This is a genomic window from Thermostichus sp. OS-CIW-33 (assembly GCF_054059615.1).
On record NZ_JBSSCH010000005.1, the window covers coordinates 170,282 to 188,824 of the forward strand.

17 protein-coding genes are annotated in these 18,543 nt (G+C 54.1%); 4 read left to right on the forward strand and 13 right to left on the reverse strand.

What is annotated here, in order from left to right; all coding sequences use genetic code 11:
* The first annotated feature begins 18 nt into the window (after positions 1-18).
* Together cobA and menB are read left to right on the forward strand one after the other, a co-directional pair.
* Positions 19-1,575, forward strand: a complete 1,557-nt coding sequence (cobA, locus tag ACVWZG_RS05595; RefSeq protein WP_457405333.1) for a uroporphyrinogen-III C-methyltransferase — start codon at positions 19-21, stop codon at positions 1,573-1,575.
* Positions 1,576-1,638: 63 nt separating this feature from the next.
* On the forward strand, positions 1,639-2,463 hold the full coding sequence (menB, locus tag ACVWZG_RS05600) for a 1,4-dihydroxy-2-naphthoyl-CoA synthase (protein ID WP_457405334.1): 825 nt from the start codon (positions 1,639-1,641) through the stop codon (positions 2,461-2,463).
* A 14-nt stretch (positions 2,464-2,477) separates the two neighbouring features.
* On the opposite strand, the gene ACVWZG_RS05605 is transcribed toward menB, so the two are convergent.
* The 12 genes from ACVWZG_RS05605 to ACVWZG_RS05660 form a co-directional block, all read right to left on the reverse strand.
* Positions 2,478-2,744 (reverse strand): hypothetical protein, encoded by a 267-nt coding sequence (locus ACVWZG_RS05605; RefSeq protein WP_414331890.1) that lies wholly within the window; start codon positions 2,742-2,744, stop codon positions 2,478-2,480.
* A 156-nt stretch (positions 2,745-2,900) separates the two neighbouring features.
* On the reverse strand, positions 2,901-4,925 hold the full coding sequence (locus ACVWZG_RS05610) for an AAA family ATPase (RefSeq protein WP_457405336.1): 2,025 nt from the start codon (positions 4,923-4,925) through the stop codon (positions 2,901-2,903).
* 11 nt (positions 4,926-4,936) lie between these two features.
* On the reverse strand, positions 4,937-6,625 hold the full coding sequence (locus ACVWZG_RS05615; protein ID WP_457405338.1) for a hypothetical protein: 1,689 nt from the start codon (positions 6,623-6,625) through the stop codon (positions 4,937-4,939).
* Positions 6,626-6,836: 211 nt separating this feature from the next.
* Positions 6,837-7,472: a Uma2 family endonuclease gene (locus tag ACVWZG_RS05620; RefSeq protein WP_457415289.1), complete on the reverse strand. Its 636-nt coding sequence runs from the start codon at positions 7,470-7,472 to the stop codon at positions 6,837-6,839.
* A gap of 53 nt (positions 7,473-7,525) precedes the next feature.
* The gene (locus ACVWZG_RS05625; RefSeq protein ID WP_457405341.1) at positions 7,526-9,232 is read right to left on the reverse strand and encodes an RAMP superfamily CRISPR-associated protein; all 1,707 of its coding nucleotides are present in this window, start codon (positions 9,230-9,232) and stop codon (positions 7,526-7,528) included.
* Positions 9,192-9,770: a hypothetical protein gene (locus ACVWZG_RS05630; RefSeq protein ID WP_414407813.1), complete on the reverse strand. Its 579-nt coding sequence runs from the start codon at positions 9,768-9,770 to the stop codon at positions 9,192-9,194. The genes ACVWZG_RS05625 and ACVWZG_RS05630 overlap by 41 nt, the downstream gene beginning before the upstream one ends.
* Before the next feature lie 2 nt (positions 9,771-9,772).
* Entirely contained in the window at positions 9,773-10,669 is an 897-nt protein-coding gene (locus ACVWZG_RS05635) for an RAMP superfamily CRISPR-associated protein (RefSeq protein WP_457405343.1), read from the reverse strand.
* Positions 10,666-11,781 (reverse strand): type III-B CRISPR module-associated Cmr3 family protein, encoded by a 1,116-nt coding sequence (locus tag ACVWZG_RS05640; RefSeq protein WP_457405344.1) that lies wholly within the window; start codon positions 11,779-11,781, stop codon positions 10,666-10,668. Before ACVWZG_RS05640 ends, ACVWZG_RS05635 begins: the two co-directional genes overlap by 4 nt.
* A 310-nt stretch (positions 11,782-12,091) precedes the next feature.
* Positions 12,092-14,080, reverse strand: coding sequence for a type III-B CRISPR-associated protein Cas10/Cmr2 (gene cas10 / locus ACVWZG_RS05645; RefSeq protein WP_457394584.1), 1,989 nt, complete (start codon positions 14,078-14,080; stop codon positions 12,092-12,094).
* Between the two features lie 61 nt (positions 14,081-14,141).
* The gene (locus tag ACVWZG_RS05650) at positions 14,142-14,408 is read right to left on the reverse strand and encodes a CRISPR-associated endonuclease Cas1 (RefSeq protein WP_414344071.1); all 267 of its coding nucleotides are present in this window, start codon (positions 14,406-14,408) and stop codon (positions 14,142-14,144) included.
* Between the two features lie 373 nt (positions 14,409-14,781).
* A complete protein-coding gene (locus ACVWZG_RS05655) occupies positions 14,782-15,618 on the reverse strand; it encodes a SpoIID/LytB domain-containing protein (RefSeq protein ID WP_457405346.1) in 837 nt (278 codons plus the stop codon).
* Between the two features lie 160 nt (positions 15,619-15,778).
* On the reverse strand, positions 15,779-17,080 hold the full coding sequence (locus tag ACVWZG_RS05660; RefSeq protein WP_457388316.1) for an MFS transporter: 1,302 nt from the start codon (positions 17,078-17,080) through the stop codon (positions 15,779-15,781).
* 231 nt (positions 17,081-17,311) lie between these two features.
* On the opposite strand from ACVWZG_RS05660, the gene yidD reads away from it, so the two are divergent.
* On the forward strand, positions 17,312-17,581 hold the full coding sequence (gene yidD, locus ACVWZG_RS05665; protein WP_414344078.1) for a membrane protein insertion efficiency factor YidD: 270 nt from the start codon (positions 17,312-17,314) through the stop codon (positions 17,579-17,581).
* 17 nt (positions 17,582-17,598) lie between these two features.
* Here yidD and ACVWZG_RS05670 read toward each other — a convergent pair whose 3' ends face one another.
* Positions 17,599-17,982 (reverse strand): RidA family protein, encoded by a 384-nt coding sequence (locus ACVWZG_RS05670; protein ID WP_011432209.1) that lies wholly within the window; start codon positions 17,980-17,982, stop codon positions 17,599-17,601.
* 183 nt (positions 17,983-18,165) lie between these two features.
* Between ACVWZG_RS05670 and ACVWZG_RS05675 the strand changes: the two genes are divergently transcribed.
* Positions 18,166-18,516, forward strand: coding sequence for a phenylpyruvate tautomerase MIF-related protein (locus ACVWZG_RS05675; RefSeq protein WP_414357213.1), 351 nt, complete (start codon positions 18,166-18,168; stop codon positions 18,514-18,516).
* Positions 18,517-18,543: the final 27 nt, after the last annotated feature.

Here is an 18,543-nt window from a genome sequence, read left to right on the forward strand (position 1 = left end):
CATTCCAAGGGGTAGGGCATGGGCAAGGTGTATCTAGTGGGGGCAGGGCTGGGCGGGCGGGCGGGCCTGACGCAGGGAGCACTGGAGATCCTACGGCAGGCTGAGGCTATCTGGATCGACGAGCTGGTGGATGAGCGCTTGTTGGCAGAGTTGCCGCCGCAGGCGCAGGTGTGGCGACGCTCTGGGCCAGGAAGCCTCCAGGAGGGCATCCACTGGCTCATCCAGCGCTGCCGAGAAGGCAAACAGGTGGTTCACCTCAAGTCAGGGGATCCCTTGATCTTTGGCCGCGCTCGCGAGGAGATCCAAGCCCTCAGGGAGGCGGGCTGTCCCTTTGAGATTTGGCCGGGGTTGTCGTCGGCCCTGGCTGGCCCCCTCTGGGCAGGGATCCCCCTGACCGATAAGCACTTAAGCCGCGTTTTTGCCGTGCTGACTGCCCACGATCTAGAGGCCTTGCCCTGGGGCGCCCTGGCCCAGTTGGATACTTTGGTGATTTTGATGGGATCCCGGCAGCGACAGCACATTGGCGCACGGCTGGTGGAGTCTGGGATCCCGGCAGACCGACCGGTGGCTGTGATCTGGGGAGCGGGGCAGGCAGAGCAACAGGTGTGGGTAGGCACCTTGGCGGAGCTGCAGCAGGAGGCGGGTCAGGCGAAGTTGCCGGGTCTGCTGGTGGTCGGGGAGGTGATCCGGTTGCGGCAGGACTTTTTGCCGGGGATCCCTCCTTTGCCTCCGCCGGCTCCCCTGGCAGGCAAGACGGTGCTGGTTACCCGTTCTGAGGGGCAATCGCCAGCTTTTTGTGAGTTGCTGCAGGCCCAGGGGGCGCGGGTGCTGGAGATGCCGACCCTGGTGATCCAGCCGCCCACGAGCTGGGATCCCTTGGATACAGCCATTGCCAACCTGGAACAATTCGACTGGCTGCTGCTGACCTCTGCCAATGGAGTGCAGGCTTTCTTTGAGCGGCTGCAGCGGCAGGGGCGAGATAGCCGAGCACTCCACTCCCTGCAAGTGGCGGTGGTGGGATCCAAAACCGCTTCCGTGCTGGCCCAGTACGGCATTCGCCCGGATCTGATGCCCTCCGAGTTTGTGGCCGAAGCCCTGCTACCCATTTGGCCGCAGCCAGTGCAGGGGCAGCGCATCCTCTTTCCCCGCGTTGAGTCAGGAGGGCGGGAGGAGCTGGTACAGGGGTTGCGGCAGCGAGGAGCAGAGGTGGTGGAGGTGGCCGCCTATCAGTCCGCCTGTCCAGCAGCAGCGGATCCCCAGGTCCTGGAAGCTCTTAAAGCCCACCAGGTGGACATCCTCACCTTTGCCAGCTCCAAGACGGTGCAGCATTTTGCCCACTTGATCCGGCAGGCAGGGCTGGGCCCAGAGGTGTGGGATCCACCGGTGCAGATTGCCGCCATCGGCCCCAAAACCGCCGAAACCTGCAAGGCTGCATTTGGTCGAGTGGACATCGCAGCCCAGGAGTATACTTTGGAAGGATTGGTGGAAGCCCTCATCCAAGCGACCAACCGTTTCACCCAGCCTTTTCAGGCCGTTCGCGGTAGCAGTTCACAGCACCCAAGGGCTCCTCTATAATGAACCCGCCCATGCCGCCCGCGTCAGCCAGCCGGGCATCCCAAGCAGATACACCCAGACACCATGTGGCAGACGGCCAAGCTCTACGAAGACATCCTTTACGAAAAAACGGATGGCATTGCCAAGATCACCATCAACCGTCCCCACAAGCGCAACGCCTTCCGCCCCAAGACCATTGCCGAGCTGATTGATGCGTTTGCCGATGTGCGAGAGAATCCCAGGATTGGAGTAGTGCTCTTAACAGGCGCCGGGCCCCATACCGATGGGAAGTATGCCTTCTGCGCCGGCGGGGATCAAAGCGTACGGGGCGAGGCCGGTTACCTGGATGAGGCCGGGATCCCTCGTCTCAATGTGCTGGATCTGCAGCGCATCATCCGCTCTTTGCCCAAGGTGGTGATTGCCCTAGTGGCAGGCTACGCCATTGGGGGTGGCCATGTTTTGCATCTCATCTGCGACCTGACCATTGCCGCCGATAATGCCATCTTTGGGCAAACCGGCCCTAGGGTGGGCAGCTTCGATGGGGGCTTTGGGGCCGCCTACCTGGCGCGAGTGGTGGGGCAAAAAAAAGCCCGCGAGATTTGGTTCCTCTGCCGCCAATACACCGCAGCCCAAGCCCTAGAGATGGGTCTGGTCAATGCCGTGGTGCCGGTGGAAGAGCTAGAAGCTGAAGGGATCCGCTGGGCGCAAGAAATTCTCCAGCACAGCCCCTTAGCCATCCGCTGCCTCAAAGCTGCCTTCAACGCCGACTGCGATGGGCAGGTGGGGCTGCAGGAGCTGGCCGGAGATGCGACGTTGCTGTTCTACATGACCGAAGAAGCTGCTGAGGGCAAACGCGCCTTTTTGGAAAAGCGCCCACCTAACTTTCGCCAGTTTCCCTGGCTGCCATAGTTTGTTTGTTTTCATTAATTCCACTTCCCCGAAGGGAAGCGACCTGTAGGGCTGGGCTTTACCTCAAACTCAAGCAGCAGCACCACCTGACGGAAATACCGCTGTCGATATTCCGCCAGGAAATATGCAGCCCGAGGTCTGTCAAAATCAGCGGGTAGCTCCAGCGCTGCTATATCCAACGGTTGCCCCACCAGAGCGTACCCCAGAGATGCAAAGAGACCAGCCACCTCAGCAACCGATCGGATCCCTCGAATGTCTTCCACATCCAGTTGAGTAGCCATTGCCGCACTCCGATGATCTGTGGCTAGTCTAAGGGGGATCCCGTGTAGACCCTCACAACAAAAAGTATTGGAGGGTTCGAGACAAAATCCTGAAAACTTTTGCTGGATAATCTGGCGCCTGGAGAGGAAATCAGCTAATACAGCTAATACTTTCTTTCACGAGCTTTTTCGCTCAGGATCAGGTAAGGGATCCCTGTACAAAGCTGAGATCGCCTGCCCCGCATCCTGAATCATTTGCCGAAGGGGCTCTGGGCTGACCACCAACACCTCCCCCCCAAAGCCTAGGATCCAGCGCTTTAGGTCGACGTCCTCCAGAGACCAACGGGGCAAGACCACCTCAAGCCGGTGGGGAAACTGACTATTTCCAGTTGGGGGCAAGTTGAAGATGGACTTGGGCCGCGAGGATCCCGATATGCGGGGGGACATACGCTGGTGCTTAAAGCGTCGGGTGCCCTCGCTCACAAACGGAAAAATCCGATCGCTAAACCAAAGTTCCAAAGTGACTTCCGCTTGGCGGCGCTCGTTGGGATCCCGGCTGAGGATCTGTTTCTGCAGATGCGGGTCATTGCCCAAAAAGATCCCGGCACTGACATCGTAGAGCTTGTGCAGGCGTTCTAGGGCAACCAACTGCTCTTGGCGGGAGCGCGTTGCACAATGCCGCCGGTTAAGAAAGAGCCGATCCATCCGCTCAAACCGCATCAGTCCCTGCCTCTTCGGGCTGTGATACTCGCAGCCCAGGTACCAGGCAATTTGATGAAAGACCAGTTGCAGGGGCCAAATGCGAAAGCTCTCCACATCCTCTCCGGGGAAGGTGGCTCCCGGCAAACGCTTCACCTCCAGTAACTCCCCCCTCTCCATCGCTTCCTCGACCACCTGCAGGCCACGACGATCCGCCAAGGTACCGGAAGGAGCCAAGGTGGGATCCACAATGGGTTGATTGCCCAGCCGACGAGTGGGGTAGATCTCAGAAGTATCAATGCGGCTGAGGCGCATACGCTGCTCCACCATTTCATAGACCGCCTGCTCCCAGGGGTTTTCCAGAGCACGAGTGCTTACCTGCAAAAGCCGGTAGATCTGCTTGAGTTCATGGCGAGTGAAGATCCCAGAGTGAGTGAAGTAGCCCCGCTTCATCGGGAAGGATGGCAGAATCTGGTAGGGCTTCAAGACCTTTTCGATGTCCTTGCGGATGGCATCTCTGTTTTGCCCTCTCACCCAGCCCCGTTGCTGGAGCTCGCGGTTCAAGCTTTCCAAACTGCCCAGCTCGGGATCGAAATGGAAGGGTTGGGTCAAGATCAGGCGGATGGTATAGATCAAGCGGCTGAAGCTATCCCAGTCAGAATATGCGTGGGTGGCAAAGGCTAGAGGTTGCTGGTTTTCGGGTTGAACCAAGAGTTGGTGTTGCTCCCCTGCGTTGTTCTCGCCGGTGTGACAGAGCAAACCACTCTGTTTCAGCCAGATGAGATCTTTAGACAGCAGTTCAGGATCGGCGTACACGGATCCTTTTTCAGAGGCAATCCGGTGGGTGATTTCCTCCAGGGTGCTGCCGGGATGATGGATCAAAATGGCGAGAAGATGGAGCAAGCGCTCAAAGTCAAGCAGCCGAGAGTAGCCATGTAGCGTCGCCTTTCGAGTGCCGTTCTGACGGTTGATCAAGGTGCGAGGAATGCCACTGACCTTCTCGCGGATTTGTTCTTGGGTAGGCAGGGATCCAGACAAATCCAAGGTCAGTACATCCAGGAATCCCTCTGCGGGTATAGGCGGAAAAGTCTTTAGTGCCTGAGCCATCGCTTCTATGAAAGAGATGGGTACCTGACGATCCCGCTGCTGATTTCTTTGCTTGCAGACTTCCAGAGGAGTGGTCAGATGCCACCCAATCCAATTTGCGCCGGGCAACTTTTGCAGCAGATCCAGCCGCCAGGGGCGGTAGGCATTGGTAGCATCGTAGACAATAACTTGGCCCTGCTGATGAGCCTTACGAATCTGGGCAAGGGCTAGGCTCTCAATTTCCAGCCAGTTGCCTTGGATTGAGGGATCCCCGTACAACTCTTGACGAATATCATCAGTGCTAACAACTTGAGAACCTTGCCAAGTTGCGGCCAAGACTTTTGCCAGGGTTGACTTGCCGCTGGCGGGGATCCCGATAAGAACGTGGTTGTAGTGGGAAGAGCTTATGCTTATCAATTTGCCCTCCTTTAGGAAGCACGCAGATCCAGAAGAAGTTTTTCCATTACCCATTTCTTTAGACTAGTGTAGAGATAGAGATCATCGCCTTTAGTAAAATTCTGCTTATCAATATTGGGCAGTTGTAAAAGAGGAGATGAGAGAATATTCGCCAGAACTTTTAAGATTTCTTCATAAAGACAGGCTCCTATTCGTTTTGCCTCCTTGTTTAACTCAGAGATACGGTTACTGGAAAATCCTTGACTGTCATGAATCATCTCGTTACGCTTGTAGATCCAAAACTCTAAACTGTTAATTTCTCTTTTTAAGAGAGATAAAGATTCACTCTCGCTGTCTTTTTTGCGAATAGCAAGAAGGATATCTAAAAAGCTAAGCTTGCTCGTACGATAGAGAATCTTTGCGTATTGGCCATTCCTGACATAATCCAAGGAGTCCAGCAAGCTGAGCTGATCTTGAGGCAGCAGTTTCCTAATTTCACGAATCTCAACCCGGAAGCCCACAGCAGCGGGTTCCAGATATCTGTTGCCGCCAAGTTTTTTGATGGCCTCGTCGAGAATCTCTTCACAAAGTGAGGACATTCTTGAAAGAAAATGGGAAACTTGCAAATTTTGTTTATATATTCTGCATTGAGAATATAAGTTAAGCAAAACGCTGTAGTTCTCGATGGCCTGATTGATTTGAGCATCTAGATCCAAACTCATATCCAGATTCATCTCTTTTTTGGAAGCTCTAGCAGCCTCAATGTCTAAGTTTATAAGTGAGTCTGCTACTTCTAGCCCTTTGATTGCTTCATCAACCAGTCTCCTGCTAGAACGTAGCTGTGACTTGCTGACTACGCCCTGCTCAATCTGAAAGGACAGAATGGATTGCCAGCCCTTGAGAACTTGACAAGCTCCCGCAAAGTCAAAACGTTCTAGCAGTTGCATGACAACACGATACTTCTGTGTCCGTTGATATTGCCAGTACGAAGTTCGGACGCAGGCTGAGGGTTCTCCTAGAAGCACCTTTCGTTTTGAAAGAATCGGATCCAGAAACAGCAGCTTGGGAATGTCAGCAGTAATTGACTGCAGACGAAGAGCTGTCTGCATTTGAGGGGTTCCACCTTTGGTACTGACAAGAACCACCTCGTTTGAATCAATCTCGTCAACAAAGAAGCGATAATACTCATTGAGGACAAGATCCTGTTGGTTAGGTTTGACGTTCTGAGGGATCACTCGCTTTAGAAAGAGGATGTCCTCTCGCTGTAAATGTCTCTCAATCCACCTTTTGATGATTTCGAACAAGAAGCAAGTATCCTGATGCTGAGGGGGACTTTGATTAGTAACAAAGATGTTGATTTTTTTAACCGAAAACTCTTCGATGGCAGTATGGATCACTCCCCAGATTCTTCCAGGTCGAATGCGCTCCTGCCAAGAATCTGGCTCCTGTTGATAGGCGGCAAGAAGTTTCTCTGTTAGTTCGCGGAAGCTGTAGGCATTCCTGCCTTGACCTCTAACCTCTACACCCAGCTCTTTGCAGAGCCCATTGGCAACAAAGTCTTCTCGACTACTTCTTTCCCATATCACTTTTTCGTCTTCTGTTAGATCTTCGGCAACTTCGTTTGGTTCATCTCGATCAAAGCCTACAGGAATGTAGTACTCAAAGCCTTGAATTTTTACTGTCAGATCAGAGGTGCCAATGTTAGCAATCAGAGTAGCCATAGTTCCTCACTTAGGATCAAAGTTCACTTTCTCGTAGATGTCTTCAGGGCAAGTTGACGTTGGATTGAAGATAGCTCAACGGAATCTACCAATCGGTAATATCTACTAGGATCCACCACAATCTCACCGTCAATGTATTTGCTTTTGAACTCAGCTTGTCACTCCTGAGCCAGATACTCCCGAGGAGAAGCTTTGGGGTGAGAATGGGCAATCATAGCTTTTGCTCCTGGATCCAGTTGCGTAGATTCTGTTCAGCCTGAATCTCATTCTCTCGAGCCTCTGCTAAGAATTGGTAGAGTCTGTCTTTGGAAACCCCTGGAAAACTAGGACTGGTTTCTAACTCTTGGTAGCCTTGCGCAGTAAGTTCATAGATTCGCAGTTCCTCACCATTGAACTGCCACAACTCAGGGATCCCTATGGCAGCATATAGGGCTAACTTGTTGATAGTACTATGGTTTATGTCAACTTCCACCACCAGATCTGGAGGCGGATCTTGGCTGAAATCTACAGTGCGTCCCTTGACTTTAGGTTGATTCTGTAAGTAGTAGGCATTGTCAGGTTCTGCCCCTCGATCTATGTGGGGATAATTAAGAGTTGTAGAGCCCATAGTTTTAATTTGTCCTAAGTATGTAGTAGCTAGGATGCGTACGAAGAGATCGATCATCCTGACCAGAAACTCATGCTCTTCAAGTGGCATGGTGATTTCCAGAGTACCCCGGTCGTAGATCAAGCGAGAAGAACGGTGCTCTCCCAGTGCCTGAAGAATCTGCTGGTAGCGATCCCAGGTAAGGTGGTGGAAAATGACCCGTTGTTCGGGAAGATGTGGGCGAGTGGGAGTGATGAGCATATCAGACTTCATCTCCTCGAGACCAGTCTAGAAGGAGCGAAAAGTTCATCTTTTCAAGGCTGTTCAGACTTCAGACCGAAGAGATGGAGACTGCCTTTTATTCGAGATAAGTCATTGAGAAACTGGGAACGGACATGCTGGCATCCAGCTTGGACACCTCCCATGAATAGGCAGACCACTTCCTGGCATTGAGTACCAACTTGCTTATGCTTAATCTTGTGCCTCCTAATCGTTACCCAAGAGCAATGGGCGCTGCCTTGCGCAGCGTCTCCACCAAGATCGGGATTCCGCTTGTAGTTTTGATGTCGATTTTGTTGATAAACCAGCCCCATACCATCTCCTCGCGTACTTTCTGCATCATTGGGATCAACCCAACTTAAATCTGAAGCATTAACCGGATCCTGTTCAGGGCCAGGGACGGCGAATACGGCACAACTGCTGGGTGAAAATGCCTCACAGTTGGGATTCTGGGATCCACTGAGCAAACGTTTCGGCCAGATTTGTCCAACTTTTTGATACCACTCTTCGTATACTTGCCTCCATTTTTCTGGTTCAAGAGGTATTCCAAACACCCTGTACTCACCCTTAATTTTGATATCAAGCGTCAGGTGACTGCCTCGGGCTGCAGGATCTGTTCTTTGCATCATGAAAATGTGAAGTGGTCTCCTCCATCCGCGACCTACTCCGCCAGTCATCACTGCAACTCGCACAATGGGGAGAAGGATTCCCATGAGGATCTCTTTGGGAGCTTCAATTCTAAGTTCTCCCTGCCATGAGTAGAAGGTTGGGAAGTTTTTTGACTTGCGTGCCCAGATATCTCCCTGGATCATTTCCAGCCTTATGCACCCTTTTTGAGACTTGGGTTCTAGGGTTCCAAAAAGCTCACTCACTGTCTTCTCTGCATTCTCTTGGCTCATAACTCCCAGAAAGAATCGCAATGCCCAGGATCTAAGCCATCCTCGCCAATGCGAAGGTCGCAGCTCCAGGGTTCTCATGTTAGGGCCCGCATTACCCTGGCTGGAGAGATGGAATCTAAAGAGTATACTTGATATGCCTTCACTTAACTGTCTGGATCCCTTGTGGTTAGGGATCGAAATCCGACCATATCCAGAAGCAGTGCGACTACCTATCCCCAAGACTTTTAAGGCTTGTTGAACCCATGACCAGACCTCATCGACTTCTTCTTCAGTTGTGCCGGGAACGCCTTGGATGGCCACGAGAAAATCAATGGGTCCCTGACCATTGCCCAGTGTGTAGAGCGATAAAGGAGTGCCTTGACCTTGGTGGAACACCTGAAAGTTTTGCTGAGGGTTGACAATATCGAGGCTTAAACGGGTGGGCTCTAGAGGCCAAGCGTCGAGAAATTGAATTTTTCCTGCCGAGATAACAGTCTCTTTCTGGAATCCAAGGAGAGCTTCCATCTTGGGGATCCGCTCCGGTTGTTGTTTTGCCCAGGCCCGCACAATTCCTCGGATTGAAGAACCTGGAATGTACCCATTGAGAGGCAAGTCAGGCATAAGTTCCCAGTTTTTACCAACATTGCGCTTATCCTCTGGCCGACCTCTTTTGGGCTGCCATGGCCCACAGGGTTCCCCTGCTGAAACAAGCGTTTCCACATCGGGATGGGGATAGGATCCCACTTTTGCTCGCCAACGCAAAGTGAAAGTTCCCTGACGGAAAAGGTTTGAGGATCGCTTTTGATGTTGCTCAGCCAATAGCTTAATTAGACGCGGCCCGGTGTACATCAGTGTTTTCTCCATTTGTATCTCCTGAAAGATAAGCTCTAGCCCAAAAGTTCCAGTGATTCGCCAAGATTAAAGATCGTCTCCAAAGGGCGAGGTATTCTACAGGTTGGTCGCTTGCCAGAGCTTGGATCCTCTGCATTAATGCTTTGGGCTCTAGAGAATTATCTTCGGTAACCAGTTGCCCCAATAAAGAAGTCCAGACAGGAACTGTTCTCTGTCTCACCTTACCTTCTTGAGCATTGGACTGGTTAACGTATCCTATGGCCGAGAGCAGGCCGAAAACTCTCAGGTGTTGAGAAAGTCGGAGTACCGCATTAAGATCCTCCTGAGAAAGAAACTCTTTCCCTTGGGATCTCATGTACTGTTGAATGTGTTTATAGGCCAGTAAGCTGGTATGCTCTGGGCGTACGCTTGCTGATCGCTGCTCAGATGGTGCAGAGTCGGAAGAGCTGTTGATCTCCCTCCGCTGGTGAGAAGGCACAGCTTTGTTTTCCAATTTGGAGTTTGGAGTAACAGGCTTAGAAAAGCTCTTCATGTGCTTGTTCTTCGACATTCTTAACTCCTAACAGTGTTCTCAGATTTAGCTTGTGGGGTGGGATCAGAGGCATTGGAGACCCATCCTTGAACCCAGCCTCGCCCAACATTGGCTTGCCCCCCCACCTGGAACAAACCTTGGAGAACATTGATCAAAATCTCATGCTCTTGGGTGAGGTTTTCCTGGTTGGGCAGGGGGCTATATCCCCAGGCGAAGTAGAGAATGGTGTCACGAGGAATGCACACATCTGTCCAGAACACCTCTGCTGAGCCTACCTGGTTGGCTCCTTCCGAATCTTCCTGGATCTTGTTGCGGATCTGTGTCCAAAGGGAGTGCTCCATGAGGATCTGGAAGTCGCTATCGGGAAGAATGATCCGATTATTTTTCCAGGTTGCTTGGGTATCCCCCTGTAAAACAGCGGGCCATTCCCCGGCCAGTGAGAAGGTTTGCCCTTCAGGGAGTTTCTCAACATGCACTTCTGCGTCTGCCACAACATAAACACCAGGTTTTGTTCCTACAGGGGTTCTGGGGAGAACTGGAAGAGGCTGACGGCACAGCAAGGCGTGATCTCGCAGTAGGGAATGACAGCTCACCCAACAGAAAACGGAATCGGATCCCTCTAGAGACATGGTGCGCATCGGCACCCACAGTAAACGGGCATCTCCAAACCAGACTTGGTGAACCCCCATCTGGCCGTCTTTTTGGAGTTCCCGTCCAAAGAGGGTATCAGCGATTTCTGGATCTTGGAGTGTCACCTCGTTCCGCAGGCTTCCTCGTAAAGAGGATCCTGGGATGTAGGGAAAGTTGGTGTGAGATTCACGGGCAATTTCCAGGATATTGCCTAAGTCGCCTTCTCCACCGCAATGGATGGGGGCAAGGCTGTAAAGATAGCCAACGCGAAAGTCAGGTTGAATCATTTTACAATTCCCCACAAAAGTGTTCCGTAATTTAATGATGCAAAGGTCTGGGACTGGGCGCATGGATTGCCTATAAGCTGCCTTGGCAGTGGTGGATCCTCCTTGAAGTGATACACTGTGCCGGCGGGGATGAAAGCCCGTTGAGGTAGCAGCGCAAAGTCTAATCGCTCACTGCCCTGTCGCCGAACCGCAGAAATTCCACCCCATAGCAAGGCCCGATCCGTGGCGCATCCCGCCAGATAAGGCTGCCACTGGGAGGGATAGGCCTGATAGATGCGGGGATCCGCTTCAGGCTGCGCTAAGCCCGGAGTGAGTAGATAAGCCACCCGACCCGTCCCCTGCCGAAACCGCTCCCAATCGATGCCGGGATCCCAATCTTCCAGAGGCGTGACCAGGGCGCGATGTCCCTCTCCGCCCAAGCGAACGGTGGTGGCCGGGATCCGAGCACTGATGGCTGCCGCCAATCGCCACCCCCACCGCAGCCGGGTTGCCACCTCGGTAAAGTAGCCCGCCTCCTCTTTCACTTGGCGAGTGTCAGATTTGATGTCGATGTGAGGTAGTACCTGGGTATCCCAGGGATCCTCATGAAAGTCGTCGGCCTGGGGTAGGGATCCTTGGAGATAAGCACTCAGTGCCGAGGCCCGCATCCAGGGGTGGGGACGGCCTTTGATGTACTCCCCTTTTTTGAGAGAGGGGGGCACCAGGGGCGGGAGTTTTTGATCATCCCAGCCGATAGGTTTCCAAGGATCCCCCTCAGCCGGCTGTAGGCGAGAGTATTGGTCTCCCCGGACTTTCTCTTCGAAGTTGTCTTCTGGGGTCGTGTCTGGATCAGCATGGGGATCCGATTGACCCGTAGCCAGGAGATCCTTGGGAGCGGGTAGCCAGAGCGTATCTTGCTCATCCAGGAGAAATGGCCCCAGGAACTTGAGATTTCGAGCCTTGTCTGAGGTGTAGGGCAGGGCGGAGCGTAGCGCTTGAAAGATCGTGGTGGGCATAGGGGGAAATAATCCTTTCGCCCAGGATCCCTCGCCGGGAGAAAAAGGTTTGCTCTCGCGGAAGAGCAGCACATCCATAGGCTCTAGGGCGTACCAGTACAGTTGAGTTTCAGACATAAGAATTACCTGCCTTGTGGAAATAAATCTTCGACACAGAAGGTGACCTCAGAGAAAGCCAAAGGAGAGAGGCAATCACGCTCTTTAACCACTTGCACTTCTTGATAAAAACCTTCCGCAGGGTGTGATAAAGAGCGCTCTCCTTGGCCTTGACATCAACAACCCAGTCATCCCAGATCCCGGCTTTAATAACTCCACCCGGTCGGCATCGGTCAGCACACCGTTTTCGATCATGTGATGGTAATCTTCAACTCTCCAGGGGTGAATATTTTGTAACTTGGCTTTGTCTTGTAACCGCATCTCGATCCTCTTACTTTGCCTCAATTTCCTGAGGTTTTTTGATCCAATCATCTCGTTGTTTTTCCTTGTCTATCCAAAAGGCTGAGAATCTCAAGAGATTACCCAAATCTACCGGAGTGGCGCCCAGAGCCTCTGACTTGCCTTGAAACTCGAATGCCCAGCTTTCCCAGGCATTGATCCAGTTCACCAAAAGCTCCCGAACAGGTTCCAGCTTCTCAGCTCGGTCTAGTCGCGCCAAAATCGTGGTGGTGGCCAGCTTAAACAGCTTGTTATTTGCAGAGATCACACAGCGCAGCGGCAGTTCTTCGGCCAAACGATATAGCACTGGCCCCAGATCCAGTTCCGGCCCTTGCTTTAACCAGTCCCACCATTGCTCCAGCAGTTCCCCTTTCATCAGGGCCTCCAAGGTATTCCCGGATTGGTAAATGACCCGGAAGCAAAGACCATCCTTGCCAGGGATCTTCTTGGCTCGATGCTTCTCAGCTTCCCAGAGATTTTCCAGGACGGTGGGCAGAGGGATCCCTTTGTTGGCGATCACCACGCCGATGCTCATGGTGGCTCCTTCGCCCATGGTGAAAAGGGGACGATTGGGCAGGCCGGAGAGATCTTTACCCGGCTGGGGATGCCAAAATCCTCCTTCAAATCTGAACTCGTCTTTGGGATCCCGTTTCCCACACCAATTCCCACACCAAGCTGCGCGCAGGAAGAGGAGATATTCGGGCAGATCTTCTAAGGGCAAGAGAGCCATGACATCGTCTCCGCCACTGTAGACCACCCGACCACAGAAGCGTTTCTCCGTCAGGTAAGGAACTAGTCGATTGGAGAAATCCAACAAGGCCCGATTAAGCCCCACGTGGGTGGCTGGCCCCATGCGCTTTTTGACATTTTGCAGAAGCTCCTGCCACTCCAAGCCATTCTTCTTCAATTGATCGGCAACATCTTCAGGCAGGTAGGTCTCATAGGGGTGTAGCCTGGAGCCGCTGACATACTTGCCCATGTTGTCTCCATCCGCCAGTACAATCACCCACCAGTCGGAGGGACTGCCCCCGGTTAGACCCACCTGTCGATGGGCTTGATCCACGGCTTCTCGCAATAGGGCAATATCTTCAGGATCCTGGAGCCCCAGATCGTCCACCAGCCATCTGCTGGAAAACATCACTCCGTTGTAGGGTGCTTCTCCCCTCGTCCGCTGGGAGAGGGGTTGGGGATCAGGAATCATTTGCTCATCCGTCTTCGGCACCTGAAAAGGGCGGCGCGTCAGGGATCCAAATCGATCCCGATATTCCGGCAGAACTTGTCGGATCTGCTTCTCCAACACGTGCCAATACTGTTTCACCTTTTCGGGAGCATCATGGGCAAAGCGGGCTGCTGCAATGGAGCTGAGGTTGGGAAACCGGATCAGGTTTTCCAGATCGTCCTCTTCTTCGGCTACTCCCAGAGAGTTGGCAATGCCCCCATACTTCCAGGCCATGCGTTTGGTCAGTTCCACCGCGTTCAACATCTCCGAGCCGTTGAAAAGCCCCGGATAAACTTCGGCCATCAGTTTCCAGAACATGCGCAGGGATCCCGCCGGCAACCCTGCCCCTTCACGGAATCGATCCCGATAGAGCAAATTGGGGTGAACCGCGCTGTACATGCCTGAGAGGGTAGACCGCTCCCCAGGGGCCACCGGGATCTGCCAGGTGCGGGTATTTTTAATAGCCTGAATCGACTGACCCAAACGCGCTTGCAAGCTGCCCCACCAGGTGTCCACATTCAAATTCCCATAGGCTTTTTCTTCAGGGTTGGTCGGCAATTCAACTCGGCTTTGGGCTAGAGTTTGCTGGGATTCTTTCCAGGACTTGTAGTCGGGATCTTTAGTTTTAGCTTGCAAAGGCTTGTCGGGATCCCCCAGCGGAACCAGAGTCCAATAGCTTTCCCAAGTATGATCAAGCAAGTCAGAGACTTTCTTGCGTCGTTTGTTGTCGGGGATGTCGTAGGTGATGACGTAGAGCTGCATGTGGGATCCCCTCAGCGGATGAGGAACGGCAAGTAAACAGGGATCTGATCATTTACATCATTTACAAACTGCTTGTAGGTCTGCACCTGCCGGTTGATGACGGCCCAGCACAGTACCCCATGTGGGAAAGATAGGCGATGGGGATGTTGCGCTCTAGGCAACTCTGGATCAGTTGGGTTGTGACTTGGGCATGGCCAAAGATCAAAATCTGATCCAAGTGGGGCAATTGAGCCTGTTGAAGAACAGCTCCAGCCCGTTTGACAACCAGGCGTTCCTGGTCGAGGCTGAGGTAGCAATCCTGTTGGGAGACATAGAGTGTTCTACCCATGAGGCCACTCCCAGAAGCCTAAAATTGAAGCTGAGGTGGGAACAAAACGGGGTCTTCTTCAAGTTAAAAGTCAGGCCCAAAAATGCTGTAAGGGAAGATGCGAATGGCGAAAAAGCAGAGCAGGGTTTCTGGTGTGGGATCCGTTCGTGACGGTGCGCTCCTGATGAAAGATCTGCAAACCCTGAGACACTACGGCATCCTTGGGGATCTGGTGTATCGTTGGGGCTACTATCTCGGCTCTAGCACCATGACCGAAGTGGAGTTCAACGCCGCCCTCAGCGAGGGGATCCCAAAGCCCAAGAGGTCTTTCAGGCCCAAAAGCCGCGGTTCGGTTGACGCAGACGAGACAGAGCAAATCAGGGCACTGAAGGTCTCACTCTGGCAAACGAGCAAAGCTGACCCCTCGGTAGTAGTAGGCCAAAATTTGGCGGTAAGTCCAGCCTCGGCGGGCCAATTCTTGGGCGCCCCACTGGCTCATGCCAATGCCATGCCCAAACTTGGGATAGGGGCTGACATCCGGTAAGCTCATCAAATAAGGGATCCCACTCACCCCGACGGTTTGGCCGCCGCTGCTGGCGCTGTACATGGCATTGACAAACTGACCCCCATACACCATGACCACACCACGGGTGGCTTGTGTTGCTTCCAGGGCGGCTGCCGACCGCTGGGAAAGCCCTCGGTACACCTGGGAGCGAGTATCGCTAAACACATCAAACCAACCGCGGGAATTGCGATGGTAAAGAACGTAGCTGCGGGCTGCCACCGCTTGCGCCTTCAGGGCTTCTGGGAAGAACCGGGATCCCATTTCTGCATCCACCACACTGGCCACATAGTCTTCTAGATCCACGTAGTTGATGGCCATCACCATGTTGTAGCCAGTCAAGAGCACCTTGCCGGAGTACCAGCGGCCATTCACTGCCACCAGGCCACCCTCCTGAGGTTCGATGAACAGCACCGGGTCAACCACCCCATGCAGACGCACCCCTTGAGGGCTGGGCTGAGCCAAAAACCCTTGCATAGGGGGCAGATCTGCCAGCACCTCTCCCCGACCGTTGATCAGTTGGGCAGGGAGAGAAACGCCTACCACCAGAGGGGCAGTGGTATCGGCCAATTGCACTCGCACTGTCACCCCCCAGACGGCTTCCACCCATCCCCAGAAGGCACTGACCACCAGGGATCCCAGCAGGGCCAGCCAATGCCGCGCTTCCATAATCCGTATCCAGAGTTGCCTTTTGTACACCAACTCCAACTTAGGATAGGGCGAGTTTCCAGAAATGGGCCGGTTTGTCTGTAGAAACTGCAGAGGGCTTGAGTCTCAATTCAGGTGTGGATCAGGTGTGGAGCAGGGGGGATCTGATAGAGATATGAGACTATCTATGAACGGGATCCCGTCTCCGGGGGAGCGGGCTGACCCGGTGGCTCCAGGAGGTCGGGTTGCGGCTGTCCTCCAGACAACCCGAAAGGCTGTCCGGCCCCAGGCCCAAGGCAAAGCGCAGCGAGTCCCCCGGTCGCCCATTGGAGAAGAAGAGAAAAGAACCTAGGGAAGCCAGGGAAAGAAGAGCCGCATAGCCAAACATGGCTCGATAGCCGGATCCCGCTGCTAAGGTGCCCAAAAGGGGCCCCGCCAGGCCAATGCCCAAATCAAACCCGCACATCACCAAGCTAAACAGGCGACCCCGCTCCGCCGGCTCCGAGCGATCGGCCACGAGGGCAGAGATGAGAGGGATCAAAGTACCAAAACCGCAACCCACCACGATCCCAGCAGCCAGAAAAGCGCCGGTGCTGTTGGCAACAATCAGGATCCCCATTGCCAAGGCATAGGTGGCCAAGCTGAGGGAGATAAATGGCCCCCGCCCATAGCGATCGGAAGCGCGACCGGTGAGCAGGCGCACTCCAAAGCTGGCAAAGGCCACTGCCGTATAAAAAAGACCTGGATTCAGGGGAGCTCCGGCTTCTTGGATTAACAAGGCCACAAAGGTGGTCTGGGTGCCGAAGGCCAACCCCACCAAAAACATCACCCAAGCGAGGGAGCGCACCTTCGGGCTGCCCAGAAAGCTCCAGAAGGCCCCATCCATCGGCAGGGATCCCCAATGCTCACGCCGCTGTTCTCGAACCAGTTGGGTACAAAGAAAGCCCACCAACCCCAGCAGAGCAGAGAAGAGAAACGAAGGGCCATAGCCGGCAAACTCCTGCAAAAAGCCGCCCAAAGCAGGGCCAATGGCTGCGCCGATCGGATTGACCAAACTCATGTAGCCCAGGATCTCACCCCGTTTTTCTTCTGGGGCAAAATCCACCACCAAAGTCACATAGGCTGTGGCAAAAGCGGCGATGCTAACCCCATGAAAGGCTCGCACCAGCGCTACCCATGGGATCCAATCGGAGAGCCAGTATCCTATGGGGGCCATCCCCACCACCCCCATGCCGATAAGCAGCACGATCTGCCGGCTGTGGCCATCCGCCAGGCGACCCAACGCAGGGCGAAAGGCCAGCAACCCAATCGAAAAGGCCCCCATTACCCAGCCCACTTGCTGGCTGGTGCCACCGGCATCTCTGACGTAGAGAGGCAACGTGGGCAGCAGCGAGGATAAACTGGCCCAAAAGAGCAGCCCAGCCACAAACAAAATGCCCAAGTTGCGCCGCTGTGCCGGCTGCAGCTGCCCGAATACCCTCACGCCAACTCCTTATGCAAAATGGAACTCAAAGCGTTCTCCCAGAACCGCGCCCTAGGATAAGCCCACCTTCGCCGGATCCCTCAGCCCGAAATATTTAGGTACTAACCTTTCTGATTGTAACCGTATGGTCTGGGGCTGGGAACCGGCCCTGCTCGCCTTTGCAGGCGCCTCCAGTCTGGGATAACAGCTAACCTCAAGTTACCTAGAGATGCGCTTTTTGGACTCCGACCCATGCCTGAACGATCGGATCCCCTCACTCGCAGCTTGATTGCCCTGATCCGGGGTTACCAGGTGGGTATTTCTCCTTGGCTGCCGCCTGCTTGTCGCTACTACCCCACCTGCTCCCAGTACACCTTGGAAGCGGTGCGACGCTACGGTGCCCTACGTGGGGGTTGGCTGGGGCTCCGTCGCCTCTGTCGCTGTCATCCCTGGCACCCAGGGGGCTACGATCCAGTTCCCGATTTGCCGGGATCCGCGCCGACCCAGAAACCATTCCGCTAGCCGGACTCAGGAGACATTTAGGTCGATTGTGGGTAGCAGGCTACAACCTCGATTTCCACTCGGGCATTGAGGGGCAGGCGAGCCACCTGCACGCAAGAGCGGGCCGGAGCCGGATCGGTGGCAAAAAACTCTCGATAAACCTCGTTCATGGCCGCAAAGTCCTCCATATCGGCCAGGAAAACCGTTGTCTTCACCACATTGGCGAGAGTGGTGCCCCCCGCTTCCAGCACTGCCTGCACGTTCAGCAACGCCTGCCGAGTTTGAGAAACAATGTCCTCCCCCACCAGTTTGCCGGTTTTGGGATCCAGGCCCACCTGTCCGGCGGTGAACAGAAACGGCCCCAGAGCAGTAACGCCCTGGCTGTAAGGGCCGACAGGAGCGGGGGCAGCCTCAGTTTGCACAGCACAAGGGCCTGGCCCGATTTGGCCCTGCTGGTGGCCGATCTCTGGCTTGGCCGGCTTCGTCTGCTCCATAGAGGTTTGCCCAACTCTGTCGCTACGCTACCACAGGTGGATTGCCGAAGAGCGGGGCTGAGAATGCCAAGATGAATTTCAAGATGAATTTGTTGATAGGGAGAGGGATCCATGCCTTTGATCAAGCTGCAAACGTCTGTGCAACCAGAAGCCGCCGCGGTAGGGGAACTGCTTAAGGTGCTGTCTGCTGCTCTATCGGAACAGTTGGGCAAGTCGGAAGCCTACGTGATGACCGCCTTTGAGGGTGGGATCCCGATGACCTTTGCCGGCAGTGGGGATCCCTGTTGCTACGTGGAAATCAAGAGTATCGGGCAATTTTCCGCCCAACAAACCCGGGCCATGAGCGAGTTTTTTTGCGGCACCATCGAGGCCCGATTGGGGATCCCCAAGAAGAGGATTTACATTGAGTTCAGCGATGCCAAAGGCTATCTTTGGGGATGGAACGGCACGACTTTCGGGTAAAGATACTTCCCCTACTCCAAGAGCTGT

Coding starts and splice junctions, on each gene's coding strand:
- cobA (WP_457405333.1), top strand. CDS start 19: ATGGGCAAGGTGTATCTAGTGGGGGCAGGGCTGGGCGGGCGGGCGGGC.
- menB (WP_457405334.1), top strand. CDS start 1,639: ATGTGGCAGACGGCCAAGCTCTACGAAGACATCCTTTACGAAAAAACG.
- ACVWZG_RS05605 (WP_414331890.1), bottom strand. CDS start 2,744: ATGGCTACTCAACTGGATGTGGAAGACATTCGAGGGATCCGATCGGTT.
- ACVWZG_RS05615 (WP_457405338.1), bottom strand. CDS start 6,625: ATGGCTACTCTGATTGCTAACATTGGCACCTCTGATCTGACAGTAAAA.
- ACVWZG_RS05620 (WP_457415289.1), bottom strand. CDS start 7,472: ATGCTCATCACTCCCACTCGCCCACATCTTCCCGAACAACGGGTCATT.
- ACVWZG_RS05625 (WP_457405341.1), bottom strand. CDS start 9,232: ATGGAGAAAACACTGATGTACACCGGGCCGCGTCTAATTAAGCTATTG.
- ACVWZG_RS05630 (WP_414407813.1), bottom strand. CDS start 9,770: ATGTCGAAGAACAAGCACATGAAGAGCTTTTCTAAGCCTGTTACTCCA.
- ACVWZG_RS05635 (WP_457405343.1), bottom strand. CDS start 10,669: ATGATTCAACCTGACTTTCGCGTTGGCTATCTTTACAGCCTTGCCCCC.
- ACVWZG_RS05640 (WP_457405344.1), bottom strand. CDS start 11,781: ATGTCTGAAACTCAACTGTACTGGTACGCCCTAGAGCCTATGGATGTG.
- cas10 (WP_457394584.1), bottom strand. CDS start 14,080: ATGCAGCTCTACGTCATCACCTACGACATCCCCGACAACAAACGACGC.
- ACVWZG_RS05650 (WP_414344071.1), bottom strand. CDS start 14,408: ATGGGTAGAACACTCTATGTCTCCCAACAGGATTGCTACCTCAGCCTC.
- ACVWZG_RS05655 (WP_457405346.1), bottom strand. CDS start 15,618: ATGGAAGCGCGGCATTGGCTGGCCCTGCTGGGATCCCTGGTGGTCAGT.
- yidD (WP_414344078.1), top strand. CDS start 17,312: ATGCCTGAACGATCGGATCCCCTCACTCGCAGCTTGATTGCCCTGATC.
- ACVWZG_RS05675 (WP_414357213.1), top strand. CDS start 18,166: ATGCCTTTGATCAAGCTGCAAACGTCTGTGCAACCAGAAGCCGCCGCG.